The organism is Pseudomonas sp. CBS (assembly GCF_024734645.1).
GTDB lineage: Bacteria > Pseudomonadota > Gammaproteobacteria > Pseudomonadales > Pseudomonadaceae > Aquipseudomonas.
The window spans coordinates 1,042,619-1,058,749 of record NZ_CP102929.1 but is presented as its reverse complement, the minus strand read 5'-3'; the positions used below and the strand labels follow the sequence as shown (position 1 = coordinate 1,058,749).

Genomic DNA, 16,131 nt, shown 5'->3' with positions numbered 1-16,131 from the left:
ACAAATGCGGTTACGCTGTGTAGAATCGATTTACGCATACAAGAATAAGGACTTGCGCTAACGCAAGCCTCGCCCGTAAGAGACTGATGCAACCATGAAGCTACTCGGGTCCCCCCTCATCTTTGGTGACTTCCTCGCCCGCAGCGTGCGGGGTATCTCCTGTGCGCCACCCGCCGACCTCATCCTTGCTCGCAAATAAACATTTGTAATTACAAGAATGATGAGGCACCGAAAATGGCAGACCTATACGAAAACCCAATGGGCCTGATGGGCTTCGAATTCATCGAATTCGCATCGCCAACCCCGGGCACCCTGGAGCCGATCTTCGAGATCATGGGCTTCACCAAAGTCGCGACCCACCGTTCCAAGAACGTGCACCTGTTCCGTCAGGGCGAGATCAACCTGATCCTCAACAACGAACCCAACAGCATCGCCTCCTACTTTGCGGCCGAGCACGGCCCGTCGGTGTGCGGCATGGCGTTTCGCGTCAAGGACTCGCAGCAGGCCTACAACCGGGCCCTGGAACTGGGCGCCCAGCCGATCCATATCGAAACCGGCCCGATGGAGCTGAACCTGCCGGCGATCAAGGGCATTGGCGGCGCGCCGCTGTACCTGATCGACCGCTTCGGCGAAGGCAGCTCGATCTATGACATCGACTTCGTGTACCTCGAAGGCGTTGAGCGCAACCCGGTGGGCGCCGGCCTCAAAGTCATCGACCACCTGACCCACAACGTGTACCGCGGCCGCATGGCCTACTGGGCGAATTTCTACGAGAAGCTGTTCAACTTCCGTGAAGCGCGCTACTTCGATATCAAGGGCGAATACACCGGCCTGACCTCCAAGGCCATGAGCGCCCCGGACGGCATGATCCGCATCCCGCTGAACGAAGAGTCGTCCAAGGGCGCCGGGCAGATCGAAGAGTTCCTGATGCAGTTCAACGGCGAGGGCATCCAGCACGTAGCCTTCCTCACCGATGACCTGGTCAAGACCTGGGATGCGCTGAAGAAGATCGGCATGCGCTTCATGACCGCGCCGCCAGACACCTACTACGAAATGCTCGAAGGCCGCCTGCCAAACCACGGCGAGCCGGTGGACCAGTTGCAAGCGCGGGGCATCCTGCTGGACGGTTCGTCGGTGGCGGGCGACAAGCGCCTGCTGCTGCAGATCTTCTCGGAAACCCTGATGGGCCCGGTGTTCTTCGAGTTCATCCAACGCAAGGGTGATGACGGTTTCGGCGAAGGTAACTTCAAGGCCCTGTTCGAATCCATCGAACGCGACCAGGTGCGTCGTGGTGTGCTCACCGCTGACTGATCGTTGATGTAAAAAATCCCGGTCGTGGGTATCCGCGACCGGGATTTTTTTCGCCTGGAATCAGGCTTTACGTTGGCGAACCAAGTGCTTGAAACCTTCGTATACCAGCACCATCACGGCCAGCCAGATCGGCAGATAGGTCAGCCATTCCCCCTCCTTGATGCTTTCTCCCAGCAACAAGGCGACCCCGAGCAGCAGCACCGGCTCCACATAGCTGAGCAGCCCGAACAGGCTGAACGCCAACATGCGGCTGGCAATGATGTAGCACACCAGTGCCGAGGCACTGATCAAGCCCAGCATCGGGATCAAGACGTACAAGCCCTTGTGGGCATCAAGCACGGCAAACCCCTGTTCGCCGCTTTGCACGAACCACAACGCCACCGGCAACATCAGCGCCATGTCGAACCACAGCCCGCCCAGGTGGTCGGTCTTCAGGCGTTTGCGCACGATGAAGTAGATCGGGTAGCCGATGATCACCACTAGCGTGGCCCAGGAGAAACCACCGACCTGATACAACTCGTTCAGCACGCCGACGCCGGCAAAAAACACCGCGACTTTTTGCAGGCGTGACAATTGTTCGCCATACACCAAGCGCCCGGTCAGCACCATGGTCAGCGGCAGCAGGAAATACCCCAGGGACACATCCAGGCTACGGCCGTTGAGCGGTGCCCACATGAACAACCAGAGTTGCACCCCAAGCAACGCTGAAGACACCAGCATTCCGCCGATCAATCCGGGTTTGGCCGCCACCAGCCGAACCAATTCCCACACTCGCCGCCACTCGCCGCTGACGATCATGAACACGGTCATGCAGGGCATGGTCAGCAGCATCCGCCAGCCGAAGATCTCCAGGCCGCTCAAGGGCGTCAGCAGCGACGTGAAGTAATACATCACGGCAAACAACACCGAGGCCAAGACCGATAACACAACACCTTTAGACACACTGTCCTCGCGAAAACCGATTCATACAAAAGAAGGGAGATTTCAGGGAGGGAATATAGTGCTTTTGAGGTGAGATGTTTGCTCTGTTTTGGGGCAATTTTACGGGAGGATTTCTCGGATCCTCCCGTAAAGTGTGTTTATGGCCGGGCAATGCGTCCCGAGACAAAGTGGCTGACGTCATTGAACCCTGGCGTCGAGGCATGACCCGGGGTGACCAGCGAATCGATGAAGGCTTCATCTTCCGCCGTGATCTTCACCTCCAGCGCGCCGGTGTAGGCATCCCACTGCGCCTCGGTGCGCGGCCCGACAATCGCCGAGCTGACCGCCGAGTTGTTCAGCACCCAGGCTATCGCAAACTCGACAATCCCCACGCCACGGCCCTGGGTGTATTGCTGGATCTGCTGGGCGATGCGCAGGGATTCAACGCGCCATTCGGTTTCCAGGATGCGCTTGTCCTGGCGCCCGGCGCGGCTGCCGGCTTCAGGCGTTACGTCCGGCGCATATTTGCCGCTGAGCACGCCACGGGCCAGCGGGCTGTAAGGCACCACACCCAGGCCATAGGCGGCGGCTGCGGTGATCTGCTCCGCCTCGGCCTGGCGGTTGACGATGTTGTACAGCGGCTGGCTGATGATCGGCTTGTCCACCCCCAGGCGCTCGGCCACGCGGATCACTTCGGCGATCCGCCAGCCGCGGTAGTTGGACAAGCCCCAATGGCGGATCTTGCCCTCGCGGATCAAATCGCCAATCGCCGAAACCGTGACTTCCAGCGGCGTGTTGTGGTCTTCACGATGCAGGTAATAGATGTCCAGGTAATCGGTGTCGAGGCGCGTCAGGCTGGCTTCCAGCGCGTTGAAAATCCGCTTGCGGCTCAGGCCGCTGCGGTTCGGCAGCCCATCCACCGGGCCGATGCCGACCTTCGAGGCCAGCACCCAATCCTGGCGTTGGCGGGCGATGGCTTCACCGACGATTTCTTCGGAGCGCCCGCCGGTGTAGACGTCGGCGGTGTCGATAAAGTTGATGCCTTGATCCCAGGCCTTGTCGATGATGCGCAGCGAGTCCTCGGTGTTGGTCTGCTCGCCAAACATCATGCTGCCCAGGGTCAGTGCGCTGACCTTCAACCCGGACTGGCCCAGTGTGCGGTAAATCATCGTGAACACCTCATAAGGGGGAGACAGTCCCTATCCAATACCAGACAGCAAGGCTCTGGAACAAGCCCTGGGACGGTTATTGCGGTAATAGTTCGGCGCAACGCAACTGCAGGAAGCGGTGCAGTACCTTGACCCGTTCCGACACTTGCAGCCGATGCGGGCACATCAGGTTGAACGGCGTCGGCTCGCCTTGCCAATCGGTGAGCAACGGCACCAGGCGCCCGGCCTTGATGTCGCGGGCTATATCCAGTCGCGCTTTATAAGCAACGCCATGGCCGGCCAATGCCCAACGCCGCACGATCTCGCCGTCATCGCTCAGGTAGTCGCCGCTGACCTCTACTTCCTGCAGCAGCTCACCCTGGCGAAAGTACCAGGTGTTGTTCGCGCGACCCTGGCGCATGTAGCGCAGCGTGCTGTGTTGCGCCAGGTCCTGGGGCATGCGGGGCGTACCGTGGCGCGCAAGGTAGTCGGGGCTGGCACACGCCACACGTGTGTGATCGGGCACCACCGGCAGCGCCACCAGGCTGGAGTCCCTTGGCACGCCGAAGCGCAGGGCGATGTCGACGGTTTCGCGAAACAGGTCGGCATTGCTGTCGTTGAGCAGCAATTGCAGGCGAACGTTCGGGTGCTCGAGCTTGAACTCATCCAGCCAGCCCAGCAGCACATTGCGCCCGAAATCCGAGGGCGCGGCCAATTGCAGCAAACCACTGAGGCTTTGGCCTTGTTGCTTGATCGCCTGTTCGCCTTCGGACAACGCCTCCAGGGCCACCCGCACGCTGTCCAGGTAGCGCCGGCCTTCTTCGGTCAGGCGCATGCTGCGGGTGGAGCGCGCCAGCAGCCGCATGCCCAGGCGGGTTTCCAGGCGCTTGAGGGCAATGCTGGCGGCCGCCGGGGTCAGGCTGAGGCTACGGGCGGCGGCGGATAGGCTGCCGGTGTCGGCGGTGCGCACGAACACTTCAAGGTCGAGGATTGAGCTCATCTGTAAAAATCCTTTAAAGATCTTGTCGTTTTACCGGGATTTTTCAACGATTGCCAAGCTGGGAAGATGAAACCTCATTTCTCAATCAGGTAGTTCTTCATGACTTCTCCCCTCAGCGGCAAAACCATCATCGTCATCGGCGGTAGCAGCGGCATTGGCGCGGCCGTGGCCAAGCAGGCCGTAGCACGCGGTGCCCACGTGGTGCTGGCGGGGCGGCGCTTGTCTTCAGCCGTGGAGAACGGTGTGCGCAGCGAGCAGGTCGACGTGACCGACGCGGCCTCGTTGCAGCGCTTGTTCGAAACCGTGGGGCCGTTTGATCATCTGGTCTACACGGCAGGGCCGGCGGTACAGGCCAAGCCCTTGATCGAGACGGACCTGGCCCTGGCGCAAGACAACTTCAACGTGAAGCTCTGGGGTTCGCTGCGGGCGATCCAGTCGGCACTGCCTTTTCTCGACGAGCGCGGCAGCATCACGCTGACCTCGGGTCAACTGGGGCGCAAAACCGTGGCAGGGCAGTTCATCAAGACCGGGATCAACGCGGCCACTGAAGCCCTGGGCAAACAGTTGGCCAAAGAGCTGGCACCTCGTCGAGTGAATGTGGTCAGTCCGGGCGTGATCGACACCGAGGCGTATGCCGGGTTGTCCGAGGAGCAGCGGCTGGCGATGTTTGCCAAGGCGGGCGGGGCGTTGCCAGTGGGGCGAGTGGGGCAGGCCGAAGAAGTGGCTGCGGGGTATGTGCTGGCGATGGAGAACGGGTTTATCACCGCAAGCGTGATTGATGTCGACGGCGGTGGTTTGTTGTAAACAGCCATCAGACTGTGGGAGCGAGCCAGCTCGCCCCCACACTACCGGTGTTACACCTTCAGGGTGCGCGTCATCCGCAACGCCAACACACTGCCCGCGACAATCACCGCCGCCAGCAGGTACAACGCCAGGTCCGTAGACCCAGTGGCATCCTTCACAAACCCGACGATATACGGGCTGAGGAAACCCGCCATCTGGCCCATGGAGTTGATCAACGCTAGGCCACCCGCCGCAGCACCTGCGCTGAGCAGGGCGGTGGGCACCGGCCAGAACATCGGCAGGCCGGTGAGGGCGCCCATGGTGGCGATGGTCAGGCCAAGGATCGCAATGGCTGGCGTGGTTGCAAAGTTCACCGCAATCACCAGCCCGATGGCGCCCATCAACATCGGCACCACCAAATGCCAGCGCCGCTCTTTGCGCAGGTCGGCAGAACGGCCCACCAGCAACATGAACACCGCCGCCAGCAGGTACGGGATCGCACTGAGCCAGCCAATCACCAGGTTATCGCTGAAGCCCATGTTCTTGATGATCGACGGCAGCCAGAAGTTAATGGCGTACACACCGCTCTGGATGCAGAAGTAGATCAGCCCGAATGCCCAGATGGCCGGGTTCTTGAACACTTCCAGCAGCGAGTCGCTGGTGGTCTTCGGTTTGTTGGCCAGGTCGGTGGCCTGGTCGGCTTCCAGCACGGCACGCTCATGGGGCGTGAGCCACTTGGCATTGGCGAAGCTGTCGCTGAGCAGGAAGTAGGCGAGGGCGCCGAGGATCACTGTCGGTACGCCTTGCAGCAGGAACATCCACTGCCAGCCCGCAAGCCCGCCCTGGCCGGCGGCGAAGTGGTTGAGGATCCAGCCGGAGAACGGGCTGCCCAGCAGGCCGGACACCGGAATTGCCGACATGAACAGCGCCATGATCCGCCCACGGCGGAAGGTCGGGAACCACTGCGAGAGGTACAGCACCACGCCCGGGAAGAACCCGGCTTCAGCGGCGCCGGTCAGCAGGCGCAAGCCGTAGAAATGGGTCGGCGTGGTGACGAACAGCAGGCAGGTGGACAGGGTGCCCCAGACGATCATCATCAGTGCAATCCAGCGCCGTGGACCGAATTTGGTCAACGCCAGGTTGCTCGGTACGCCGCACAGCACGTAGCCGATAAAGAAAATCCCGGCACCGAGGCCGTATACGGTCTCGCTGAACTTCAGGGCGTCGAGCATTTGCAACTTGGCAAAGCCGACGTTGACGCGGTCGAGGTAGTTGAACAGGTAGCAGATGAAAATGAAGGGGATCAGGCGCAGGGTAATGCGCTTGTATACGGCGTTTTTATCGTCATCGGTGGCCTGGGTAACAGCGGCGCTCTGTGACATGGCAGTCTCTCTTTATTATGATTTTTTGCGATGCGAGGGTAACGTTGATCGCCCAACGAGTCTCGGCCACCTCAAGGGGTGATGTCTTTGTGCTCGCGCACAGTCATGCACCCTTTGCGCTGTGCCTATGAACAACCCACTTTCCAGGAATTTAGCCCCATGTTCGAGCTGGATCATGACTTGGCGCAGGATATCGTCAATCGCACCATGGCGATCCTGCCCTATAACGTCAACGTCATGGACAGCCAGGGCCTGATCCTCGGCAGCGGTGAGCCCGAACGTATCAACACCCGCCATGAAGGCGCACAACTGGTGCTGGCGAATGTGCGCGTGGTGGAGATCGACAGCCAGACCGCCAAGCACCTCAAGGGTGTGCAACCCGGGATCAACCTGCCGCTGCTGCACGATCAGCGCCTGATCGGGGTACTGGGCATTACCGGCGAGCCGGAGCTGCTGCGCACCTATGCGCAACTGGTGCGCATGACCGCCGAAATGCTGGTCAGCCAGCGCCACCAGCAGGCCGAGCAGCAATGGCGCCGCCAGCGTTGCGATGACCTGCTGGCGCTGCTGCTGGCCGAGACCGGCGACTCGCCGCGGCTGGTGGATGAAGCGCAGCAACTGGGCCTCAAGCCACAGCTGGCGCGCACGCCCTACCTGTTTGAACTGGGCAGCGGCCAGTCGGCGGAGGCCTTGAGTGCCTGGCTGACCTCGCGTTACCCGGACAGTTGGTGCGTCAGCTCCGCGCAGTTTTCCCTGCTGTGGTGCCGACCGGCGTCGGTGCCAGTCGACAACCCGCGCTTGCTGGAAAAACTCGACAGCCTGGGCTGGAACATCCTGCGGGTTGCCGTCGGCGGCCAAGCAGATGGCCTGGCCGGGCTGCGCCGTTGCTACCGGCGAGTCGGTGATCTGCTTGCCTATGGCCGCGATGTGTTGCCCGAATCGCGGCTGCTGACCCTCAACCGCTACCGCCTGCCGGTGATGCTCTGGCGCCACCGCAACGACGACGCCCTCGACGAACTGCTCAACCCGTTGCGCAAGGTGCTGGCCAAGGACAGTAACGGCCAGTTGCAGGCGACCCTGCGCAGTTGGTGCGATCACGACGGCCAAAGCCAGGCCTGCGCCGACGCCTTGGGCATTCACCGCAACAGCCTGCGCTATCGCATGGAGCGCATCGCCGAGCTGAGCGGCGTCGACCCGCTGACCCTCGACGGCATGCTCGCGTTGTACCTGGGCGTGCAGCTGCTGCCGCAGGCTTTGTCCAAATGAACAACAAACCCCAGCCACTCTTGTGCAATGGACAGGCGTTATTGCCGGTGCCAACTGGCAGCATGGGCGTTATAAAAACCGGAGAAAGCCCATGAAAATCATCATCGCCCCCGACTCGTTCAAGGACAGCCTGAGTGCTGAAGGCGTGGCGAATGCCATTGCCGAGGGGTTGGCCAGCGTGTGGCCCGACGCCGAGCTGATCAAGTGCCCGATGGCGGACGGTGGTGAGGGCACGGTGGAGTCGGTACTCGCCGCCTGCCAGGGCGAGTTGCGCACCACCCGTGTGCAAGGGCCGTTGGGCGGCAGCATCGACGCACATTGGGGCTGGTTGGCCGAGAGCCACACCGCAATCATCGAAATGGCGGAAGCCAGCGGTCTGCAACGGGTGCCGCCGGGGAAACGTGATGCGTGTTCCAGCAGCACCTTCGGTACCGGCGAACTGATTCGTGCCGCCCTGGATGCGGGCGCCCAACGCATCATCCTGGCCATCGGCGGCAGCGCCACCAACGACGGCGGCGCCGGGGCGATGCTCGCCCTGGGTGTGCAGCTGTTTGATGCCCAGGGTGCAGCATTGCCTCTCGGCGGCCTGGCGCTGGCCAAGCTGTCGCGCATCAGCCTTGAGCAACTGGACCCACGCCTGGCCCAGGTGCGCTTCGAAATTGCCGCCGACGTGAACAACCCACTGTGCGGCCCCCACGGTGCCTCGGCGATTTTCGGCCCGCAAAAAGGCGCCAATCCCCAGCAAGTCGAGCAACTGGATGCCGCCCTCGGCCATTTCGCCGATCACTGCGCCAAGGTCTTGCCCAAAGATGTACGCGACGAACCCGGCAGCGGCGCCGCCGGTGGCTTGGGTTTTGCCGCCAAGGCGTTCCTTGGCGCACAGTTTCGTGCGGGTGTTGAAGTGGTCGCAGAGCTTGTTGGGCTTGAGCAAGCCGTGCGTGGCGCCGACCTGGTGATCACCGGCGAAGGCAGGTTCGACGCCCAGACCCTGCGCGGCAAGACCCCGTTTGGAGTGGCGCGGATCGCCAGGCAGCACAACGTGCCGGTGATCGTGATCGCCGGCACCCTGGGTGATGGCTATGAGCAGATGTACGCCCACGGTGTGGATGCCGCGTTCGCCTTGCCGTCCGGCCCGACTACCCTGGAACAGGCCTGCAGCGAGGCGCCGCGCCTGTTGCGCGAGCGTGCGTCGGACATCGCCCGGGTTTGGAAACTGGTTGCTGCGCGGCCCCGGTAATTGCGGTGCTGGGCTCGCCATTCTGAGGCTTTGCCGCCTACACTGGCCCGCCATGTGTTTTCAAAGGATGAAACACCATGCACACACCTGAACCCAAAATCGTGATCACGCGCTTCACCGAGGCCCACCTTGAAGGCGTCACTGCGCTCTACAACGATCCGGCTGTCTGCCGTCAGGTGCTGCAAATGCCTTTCCAATCGGTTGAAGCCTGGCGCGCACGCCTGGCACCCGGGGATGAACGGCGGCTACAACTGGTGGCCGTGCATGCGGGTGAGGTGATCGGCAACCTGGGGCTTGAGCAATATTCCCGTGTGCGCCGCAGCCATGTCGGCTCATTCGGCATGGGCGTGGCCACCGCTTGGCAGGGCAAGGGCGTGGGCTCCCGGCTGCTGAGTGCGGCGCTGGAGGTGGCGGATAACTGGATGAACCTGCACCGGGTGGAACTGACGGTGTATGCCGACAACGAAGCCGCCCACCGCCTGTACCACAAGTTCGGCTTCGAGACCGAAGGCCGGCTGCGGGATTACGCCGTGCGTGACGGCGCATTCGTCGACACCCTGACCATGGCGCGCATCCGCCAGCCTGCCTAGTCGTCCTGCAAGGCAAACGCCACCGCAGCCTGCGCATGCAGCTCGGTGGTGTCCAGCAGTGGCAGGTCGCTGTGCTGCGGCTTGATCAACAGACTGATTTCCGTGCAGCCAAGGATGATGGCCTGGGCGCCACGCGTCGCCAGGGACTCGATCACCCGTTGGTACACCTCACGCGATGCGTCGCTGATCACCCCGACACACAACTCTTCATAGATGATCCGGTGCACGGCCTGGCGCTCTTCCGCGTCCGGTACCAGCACGGTCAGCCCTTGGGCGGCCAGGCGCGACTTGAGAAACTCCTGCTCCATGGTAAATGCGGTGCCCAGCAGGCCCACGGTCAGGGTGCCGGCCTCCACGGCCGCTGCGCCAGCGGCGTCTGCAATATGCAGAAACGGTATCGACACTGCCGCTTCAATGCGCGGCGCCACCAGGTGCATGGTGTTGGTACACAGCACGATGCATTCGGCGCCACCGGCTTGCAGGCGGCGAGCGGCGTCTTCGAGGATCAGCGCCGCGTCATCCCAGCGCCCGGCGTGCTGGGCCTGCTCCACCGGGCCGAAGTCGACGCTGTACATCAACAGTTGTGCCGAACGCAGGGGGCCGAGCTGGTCGCGCACACTTTGGTTGATGATGCGGTAATACTCGGCGCTGGACTCCCAGCTCATGCCGCCGATAAGGCCGATGGTGCGCATGCGATGCTCCTGAATTGGACGGGCGAGGGCACCACATTACCCAAGCGCCGCGCTTTAGTCATACGCCAGCGTGCGGCATCTGCCATGATCAAGGCTCGCAACATGGGTCACCCAAGGAACACGGCAATGGACGATGTACAACAACTGGGCGAGATGCTGCGTCATTACGCCGACAGCGAAGCCCACAAGAAGCAGCAGTTCGAAGTGCAGTCGGCCCATTGGGCGCAGAAGATCGGCGAGTTGTTCGACCAGATCGAGCAGTGGCTGGAACCGGTGAAGACCGTCGGCTTGCTGGAAGTGCAGCGCGAAGCGTACGTGGCTTCCGGCCCCAGCGTGCCGGTAGAGACCTCCACCTTCAAGACCGAGAAACTGACCATCCATATCGCCGGCAAACCGGTGGAGTTCGTGCCGGATGTGATGGGCGCCGGCGGTTTGATTTCGTTGTCGGTGATGGGCTTGACCGCTGCCCGCTACGGCAGCATTTCCCTGGTGTTGCTGCCAGGGAAAAACGACTGGTTGTGGAAGAAAACCAACGGCCTGAAAGACCCGGACACCTTTGGCTTCGATGCCAACTTCCTGGCGTTGCAGTTGCAGAGCCTGATTCCCCGCGAACGCGGCTAGTCGCTCAATGTGGTGCTTGTGTGGGAGCGGGCTTGCTCGCGAAAGCGGTGTGTCAGTCGCTGTATATGTTGACTGAACCACCGCATTCGCGAGCAAGCCCGCTCCCACAATCAGATCTCTATATTGCCCCAGTCCTGCTTTGTTTCCTCAGGCGCCACCGCGTTGACCCGCTTGCCCGTTGCCAACTCCACCCTTCGCGCCACCTCCGGGTCATCGGCAAACGGCATCAGGCTCGCCTCATCCAGGCTTTCCTTCGACTGGCCCCGCAAGCAATATTCCACTGCACCATACAGGCCGATCACCGCTGCCAGGTTCAGCGCTATCTCCCACATCAGGCGATCTGCGCGTCAAGCTGCGCCACCTTCAGGTCCGCCACGCGCACCGTGCGCCAGGTGTTGTACGCCATCAGCAACATACCGCTGAGGAAGAACACCCCGCCGACAAAACGCACCACAAACCCCGGATGGCTGGCCTGCAAGGCTTCCACAAAGGAATAGGTGAGGGTGCCGTCATCGTTCACCGCGCGCCACATCAAGCCCTGCGTGATGCCGTTGACCCACATCGACGCGATGTACAGCACCGTGCCAATGGTTGCCAGCCAGAAGTGCATATTGATCAGCCCCACGCTGTGCATCTGCGCGCGCCCGAAGATTTTCGGGATCATGTGGTACAGCGAGCCAAACGTGATCATCGCCACCCAGCCCAGGGCGCCGGCGTGGACGTGGCCGATGGTCCAGTCGGTGTAGTGGGACAGGGCGTTGACGGTCTTGATCGCCATCATCGGCCCTTCAAACGTCGACATCCCGTAGAACGCCAGCGACAGCACCAGGAAACGCAGGATCGGGTCGGTGCGCAATTTATGCCAGGCCCCGGAGAGCGTCATCATGCCGTTGATCATCCCGCCCCAGCTCGGCGCCAGCAGGATCAGCGACATCGCCATGCCCAGGGACTGCGCCCAGTCCGGCAGGGCGGTGTAGTGCAAGTGGTGCGGGCCGGCCCAGATGTACAAGGTGATCAACGCCCAGAAGTGCACGATGGACAGGCGATAGGAATACACCGGCCGCCCGACTTGCTTGGGCACGAAGTAATACATCATCCCCAGGAAGCCGGTGGTCAGAAAAAAGCCGACCGCGTTGTGCCCGTACCACCACTGCACCATGGCGTCGGTGGCGCCGGAGTACACCGGATAGGACTTGAACCAGTCCACCGGGATCGACAGGTGATTGACCACGTGCAGCATCGCGATCACTACGATAAACGCCCCGAAGAACCAGTTGCCGACGTAGATATGCTGGGTCTTGCGCTGCACCACGGTGGTGAAAAACACGATGGCATAGGCGACCCAGACCACCGTCATCCACACGGCGCCGGTGAACTCGATTTCGGCGTATTCCTTGGTGGTGGTGTAGCCCAGGGGCAGGCTGACCAACATGATCACGATCACCGACTGCCAGCCCCAGAAGGTGAAGGCGGCGAGCTGGTCCGAGTACAGCCGCACCTGGCAGGTGCGCTGTACTGCGTAGTAGCTGGCGGCGAATTGCGCGCTGCCGGCAAAGCCGAAAATCACCAGGCTGGTGTGCAGCGGGCGCAGGCGGCCGAAGGTGGTCCAAGGCAGGTCGAGGTTCATTTCCGGCCAGACCAGTTGCGAGGCGATCCACACGCCCATGGCCATGCCGACCACGCCCCAAACGATGGTTGCAATGACGAATTGACGCACGACCTTGTAGTTGTAGGCCTGTGCGGTTGATGGTGGTTGCATGCTTAGTCCTCCCACGGTTCCAAGTGGGCGGCACTGTAGGAAGTATGGGCAGAACAATACAGACTCAGACCCGGGTCATTAATACGGATCAGCCACTCACCTGCGTTTTTCGCCGGTTACCCCGTCAAGAAATCGCTTTCTGCCACTGCCCGACGGATTCCGCGCTGATACTCACCCCGCCACACACAATCACCACCACATCCTCAACCCCGGCAATCGCCCCATGCTCCAGATAAGCCACCGCCAACGAAACCCCACATGCCGGTTCCACCAACTGCCTTAAATCATCGGCATAGCGCGCCACCCCCATCATCGCCTCGGCATCACTCAACACCACGCACTGATGGGCAAACCTGCCGATGTGCTCAACCGGCCAAGCCGCCACCTGGGTCGCCGCCAACGACTTGGCCACGGTATCGATCTTCGCCAGGCGTACTGGTTTTCCAGCCTCCACAGCCGCAGCAAACGACGCTGCGCCTGCCGTTTCACAGGCAATCACCTTGCAGTCGAACCGACCATGGCGCTCCAGCCCCGTCAGTACGCCCGCAAGCAATCCACCGCCACCCACGGAGGTCACGATGGCGCCCACCTGAGGGCAGTCCTCAAGAATTTCATCGATCATGCGGCTGTGACCTTCCCACAACAGCGGGTGATCAAAGGCCGGCACGTACAGCGCGTCCGGTGCTTCGGAAAGTTGCAGCGCCAGCTCGTTGGATTGATCCCACAGATCACCGTGCACCACCACCTCGGCCCCGGCCTGGCGGATGCGCGCGCGGGTCGCTTCGGGGGTGGTGGTCGGCACCACGATCCGCGCCTGCAATCCCAGGCCCCGCGCTGCAAAAGCCGTCGCCAGCCCGGCATTGCCGCCGGAGGGGCACACTACCGTGGTCTTGCCCTGGCTGGCCGCGTAGGCACACAGCGTGGTCATCCCGCGCAACTTGAACGAGCCGCAGGGTTGCAGGTTCTCCAGCTTCAGCCAGATGCGGCGGGTAGCGGTGGACAAGCCGGGGTGCAGGATCAATGGGGTGCGGATCGGCAGCATTTCACAACTTCCTTATTGGTTGGGCTGCCATCCTACCTCAGCTTGTGACTGCCACCAGCGGTTCGGCCGGTGTCTTGCGGCGTGTCACATGGCTGATGCCCATGATGATCAGCGGCGTAAACAAGGCGATGTAAGCGTTGTCGATGCCCCACGGATTACCGGCGAGGAACCAGCCCACGGTCGCGAGCAACGAGGCAATGATGCTCAGGAACGCACCGGCCGCCGTGCCGAATTTCGGCGCGTAGAACACCATCAACACCAGCACCGCCAGGGAGGCGCGCAACGCCTTGCCGAGGAAGGCGATCATCAGCACCTTGTCCGACGTCAGCGCCAGGGCAATCGGCAACAGGCCGACGGCGATGGTCGCCAGGCGCACGAAGCGTAGGGACTTGGCGTCGCTTTTTTCCGGGTTGAACCACGGCTCGTAGAAGTCCCGCAGCAACAACGTCGCCGAGCCCATGCTCACTGCCGAGATGGTGCCGAACAGCGAGCCGGCCAGGCCCGCGACTACCAGCCCGGCCGTCAGTTGGTCCATGCTGGCGATCAGGGTAGGGAAGGCTTGCAGCGAATCGACGTTGGGGAACAATACTGCGCTGCACATCCCGATCAATGCCGCGCCGATGCCGAACGGCACCATCAGCACCGCCACGTAGAAACATGCGCGTTGGGCCTTGCCTGCATGGCTGACGGTGTTCACCGCCTGGATCACGTATTGGGTGGAGAAGATCGAGCCGATACCGGCGATCATCCAGGCGACGATCTGGCCCCAGCCGACGGTGGTCCAGTCAAACATGCTGGCCGGCAATTGCGCCTGCAACTGGCCGATACCGCCCACTTGCTTCAAGCCAAACCACAGGGCCAGGCCGACGCCCAGGTATTTCAAGGCGGCGTGGACGAAGTTGGTGTAGATCACCGAGCGCATGCCGCCGATGCTGACGTACGCCACCGAGACCACGCCGACGATCACGATCGCCAGGGTTCGGTCCACTTGCATCACGCTGGCCAATACGGCGCCGCCGCTGGCGTAGATCGAGACGGCGACGATTTCCAGGGCAAAGATGGTGATGATCGAGGTGGCGAAGCGGGTGCGTTGGCCGTAGTTGCGCGCGAGTACGCCGGAGATGGTGTTGTCGCCCAGGTCCTTGTACTTTCGGGCCAGTAGCCAGGCGAAGAGTACGAAGCCGAGGGCCAGGGCGAACAGGTTCCATGCGGCGGAGATGCCTACCTTGAAACCGGTTTGGGCGGTGCCGATGCTGACTGCGGTGCCGATAAATTCCGAGAGCATGAGGAAGCCGATCAGGAACGCCGGGAAGTGGCCACCGCCGGTGGTGTAGTTGTTGGCGCTGCGGGAGTGGCGGCGAACGCCGTAGCTGATCAGTGCCAGGCTCAGCATGTAGATGCCGGTGATGGACAGCACGATCCAGGAGGAGTGGGTGGGCATTTTTTATACTCTTTAGGTATTTTTGTAATTGTGGGTAGTTTCCTCTGGCGCGTTTGCTTTCGTCTAATATCGAGGGGGTATGGTTTGATACTTGGTGGGTATTTATGGGGGGGGGTGAGTACATATCCGTTATTTAGGTAACGGCCACCTATGGTTTCGCTCTTACAGCGACTCACTTTGGAAAAGCCCCAAAGTAAGCAAAGGGCTCTGCCCCGCCTGTCGGCACCTCGCCTAGGCTCGGTGTTCCCTCACTCCGGCATTGCTCCGCGGGCCGCCGCGACGGGCCATCCATGGCCCGGCGCGGCTAAACCGGCGTCCTGCCGGTTTACCCGCTCCGCAATACCTGCGTTCGGCCTCGGGCTTATTGGGGCAGTCAGATCAAAATCAAAAGCAAAAGCACAGCGGCCTCCCGGCCGGCTTGAGTGTTAAAAGCCAGATCAAAAGCCAGAGCGAAAACAAATCTGCTTTTCTGTGGGAGCGGGCTTGCTCGCGAAAAACCTGAGAGCGCCGCGTTCATCCAGAATGCCCGCGTCATCGTTAACGACCTTCGCGAGCAAGCCCGCTCCCACATTTTTTGGACCGTGCCCGCTTTAGCTTTTGATTGTGCTCTTCAACACTCAAGCCGGCCGGTAGGCCGCTGTGCTCTTGCTTTTGATCTGGCTTTTGATCTTGATCTTAGGCGCCCCGTTAAACCACGCTGGCCGAACGCAGGCTTTGGAGCGTGGGTAACCTGGCAGGACGCCAGGTTAGCCGTCCTGGGCCAGGGATGGCCCATGACGGCGGCCCGCGGAGCAATGCCGGAGTGAGGGCACACCGAGCCTAGGCGAGGTGCCGAGTGGTGGGGCAAGAGCGTTTTGCTTACTTTTGCGCTCTTCAAAAGTGAGCCGCTGTAAGAGCGGAACCATAAGCCGCCGTTACCCAAATAACGGATATACCCC

Annotated in this window: 15 protein-coding genes; 6 read left to right on the top strand and 9 right to left on the bottom strand. The window is 61.8% G+C overall.

Annotation, left to right across the window (positions count from 1 at the left end; all coding sequences use genetic code 11):
- Positions 1–234 precede the first annotated feature (234 nt).
- Positions 235–1,311, top strand: coding sequence for a 4-hydroxyphenylpyruvate dioxygenase (hppD, locus tag NVB75_RS04545; RefSeq protein ID WP_258346195.1), 1,077 nt, complete (start codon positions 235–237; stop codon positions 1,309–1,311).
- Positions 1,312–1,371: 60 nt separating this feature from the next.
- Here hppD and rarD read toward each other — a convergent pair whose 3' ends face one another.
- The 3 genes from rarD to NVB75_RS04530 all read right to left on the bottom strand — a co-directional run bounded on the left by rarD (position 1,372) and on the right by NVB75_RS04530 (position 4,380).
- Positions 1,372–2,253: an EamA family transporter RarD gene (rarD, locus tag NVB75_RS04540; RefSeq protein WP_258346194.1), complete on the bottom strand. Its 882-nt coding sequence runs from the start codon at positions 2,251–2,253 to the stop codon at positions 1,372–1,374.
- 137 nt (positions 2,254–2,390) lie between these two features.
- Entirely contained in the window at positions 2,391–3,401 is a 1,011-nt protein-coding gene (locus tag NVB75_RS04535) for an aldo/keto reductase (RefSeq protein ID WP_258346193.1), read from the bottom strand.
- A 76-nt stretch (positions 3,402–3,477) separates the two neighbouring features.
- Positions 3,478–4,380: a LysR family transcriptional regulator gene (locus NVB75_RS04530; RefSeq protein WP_258346192.1), complete on the bottom strand. Its 903-nt coding sequence runs from the start codon at positions 4,378–4,380 to the stop codon at positions 3,478–3,480.
- Positions 4,381–4,479: 99 nt separating this feature from the next.
- Between NVB75_RS04530 and NVB75_RS04525 the strand changes: the two genes are divergently transcribed.
- Entirely contained in the window at positions 4,480–5,184 is a 705-nt protein-coding gene (locus NVB75_RS04525; RefSeq protein WP_258346191.1) for an SDR family oxidoreductase, read from the top strand.
- A gap of 50 nt (positions 5,185–5,234) precedes the next feature.
- Here NVB75_RS04525 and NVB75_RS04520 read toward each other — a convergent pair whose 3' ends face one another.
- The gene (locus tag NVB75_RS04520; protein WP_258346190.1) at positions 5,235–6,545 is read right to left on the bottom strand and encodes an MFS transporter; all 1,311 of its coding nucleotides are present in this window, start codon (positions 6,543–6,545) and stop codon (positions 5,235–5,237) included.
- Positions 6,546–6,704: 159 nt separating this feature from the next.
- Here NVB75_RS04520 and NVB75_RS04515 point away from each other — a divergent pair, with 159 nt between their 5' ends.
- The 3 genes from NVB75_RS04515 to NVB75_RS04505 all read left to right on the top strand — a co-directional run bounded on the left by NVB75_RS04515 (position 6,705) and on the right by NVB75_RS04505 (position 9,638).
- Positions 6,705–7,811: a sugar diacid recognition domain-containing protein gene (locus NVB75_RS04515; RefSeq protein WP_258346189.1), complete on the top strand. Its 1,107-nt coding sequence runs from the start codon at positions 6,705–6,707 to the stop codon at positions 7,809–7,811.
- A 91-nt stretch (positions 7,812–7,902) separates the two neighbouring features.
- The gene (locus tag NVB75_RS04510) at positions 7,903–9,048 is read left to right on the top strand and encodes a glycerate kinase (RefSeq protein ID WP_258346188.1); all 1,146 of its coding nucleotides are present in this window, start codon (positions 7,903–7,905) and stop codon (positions 9,046–9,048) included.
- Positions 9,049–9,125: 77 nt separating this feature from the next.
- Complete coding sequence (locus NVB75_RS04505; protein WP_258346187.1) at positions 9,126–9,638, top strand: GNAT family N-acetyltransferase; 513 nt, start codon at positions 9,126–9,128, stop codon at positions 9,636–9,638.
- Here the strand turns inward: NVB75_RS04505 and NVB75_RS04500 are convergent.
- A complete protein-coding gene (locus NVB75_RS04500) occupies positions 9,635–10,330 on the bottom strand; it encodes an aspartate/glutamate racemase family protein (protein WP_258346185.1) in 696 nt (231 codons plus the stop codon). The genes NVB75_RS04505 and NVB75_RS04500 overlap by 4 nt on opposite strands.
- Before the next feature lie 126 nt (positions 10,331–10,456).
- Between NVB75_RS04500 and NVB75_RS04495 the strand changes: the two genes are divergently transcribed.
- A complete protein-coding gene (locus NVB75_RS04495) occupies positions 10,457–10,951 on the top strand; it encodes a hypothetical protein (RefSeq protein WP_258346184.1) in 495 nt (164 codons plus the stop codon).
- Between the two features lie 110 nt (positions 10,952–11,061).
- On the opposite strand, the gene NVB75_RS04490 is transcribed toward NVB75_RS04495, so the two are convergent.
- The 4 genes from NVB75_RS04490 to NVB75_RS04475 form a co-directional block, all read right to left on the bottom strand.
- A complete protein-coding gene (locus NVB75_RS04490; protein WP_017480401.1) occupies positions 11,062–11,283 on the bottom strand; it encodes a cbb3-type cytochrome c oxidase subunit 3 in 222 nt (73 codons plus the stop codon).
- Positions 11,283–12,710: a cytochrome-c oxidase, cbb3-type subunit I gene (gene ccoN / locus NVB75_RS04485; protein WP_258346183.1), complete on the bottom strand. Its 1,428-nt coding sequence runs from the start codon at positions 12,708–12,710 to the stop codon at positions 11,283–11,285. The genes NVB75_RS04490 and ccoN overlap by 1 nt, the downstream gene beginning before the upstream one ends.
- Positions 12,711–12,834: 124 nt before the next feature.
- A complete protein-coding gene (locus NVB75_RS04480) occupies positions 12,835–13,752 on the bottom strand; it encodes a pyridoxal-phosphate dependent enzyme (protein WP_258346182.1) in 918 nt (305 codons plus the stop codon).
- A 37-nt stretch (positions 13,753–13,789) separates the two neighbouring features.
- The gene (locus tag NVB75_RS04475) at positions 13,790–15,193 is read right to left on the bottom strand and encodes a sodium:solute symporter family protein (RefSeq protein ID WP_258346181.1); all 1,404 of its coding nucleotides are present in this window, start codon (positions 15,191–15,193) and stop codon (positions 13,790–13,792) included.
- Positions 15,194–16,131 lie beyond the last annotated feature (938 nt).

Coding starts and splice junctions, on each gene's coding strand:
- hppD (WP_258346195.1), top strand. CDS start 235: ATGGCAGACCTATACGAAAACCCAATGGGCCTGATGGGCTTCGAATTC.
- NVB75_RS04535 (WP_258346193.1), bottom strand. CDS start 3,401: ATGATTTACCGCACACTGGGCCAGTCCGGGTTGAAGGTCAGCGCACTG.
- NVB75_RS04530 (WP_258346192.1), bottom strand. CDS start 4,380: ATGAGCTCAATCCTCGACCTTGAAGTGTTCGTGCGCACCGCCGACACC.
- NVB75_RS04525 (WP_258346191.1), top strand. CDS start 4,480: ATGACTTCTCCCCTCAGCGGCAAAACCATCATCGTCATCGGCGGTAGC.
- NVB75_RS04520 (WP_258346190.1), bottom strand. CDS start 6,545: ATGTCACAGAGCGCCGCTGTTACCCAGGCCACCGATGACGATAAAAAC.
- NVB75_RS04515 (WP_258346189.1), top strand. CDS start 6,705: ATGTTCGAGCTGGATCATGACTTGGCGCAGGATATCGTCAATCGCACC.
- NVB75_RS04510 (WP_258346188.1), top strand. CDS start 7,903: ATGAAAATCATCATCGCCCCCGACTCGTTCAAGGACAGCCTGAGTGCT.
- NVB75_RS04505 (WP_258346187.1), top strand. CDS start 9,126: ATGCACACACCTGAACCCAAAATCGTGATCACGCGCTTCACCGAGGCC.
- NVB75_RS04500 (WP_258346185.1), bottom strand. CDS start 10,330: ATGCGCACCATCGGCCTTATCGGCGGCATGAGCTGGGAGTCCAGCGCC.
- NVB75_RS04495 (WP_258346184.1), top strand. CDS start 10,457: ATGGACGATGTACAACAACTGGGCGAGATGCTGCGTCATTACGCCGAC.
- NVB75_RS04490 (WP_017480401.1), bottom strand. CDS start 11,283: ATGTGGGAGATAGCGCTGAACCTGGCAGCGGTGATCGGCCTGTATGGT.
- ccoN (WP_258346183.1), bottom strand. CDS start 12,710: ATGCAACCACCATCAACCGCACAGGCCTACAACTACAAGGTCGTGCGT.
- NVB75_RS04480 (WP_258346182.1), bottom strand. CDS start 13,752: ATGCTGCCGATCCGCACCCCATTGATCCTGCACCCCGGCTTGTCCACC.
- NVB75_RS04475 (WP_258346181.1), bottom strand. CDS start 15,193: ATGCCCACCCACTCCTCCTGGATCGTGCTGTCCATCACCGGCATCTAC.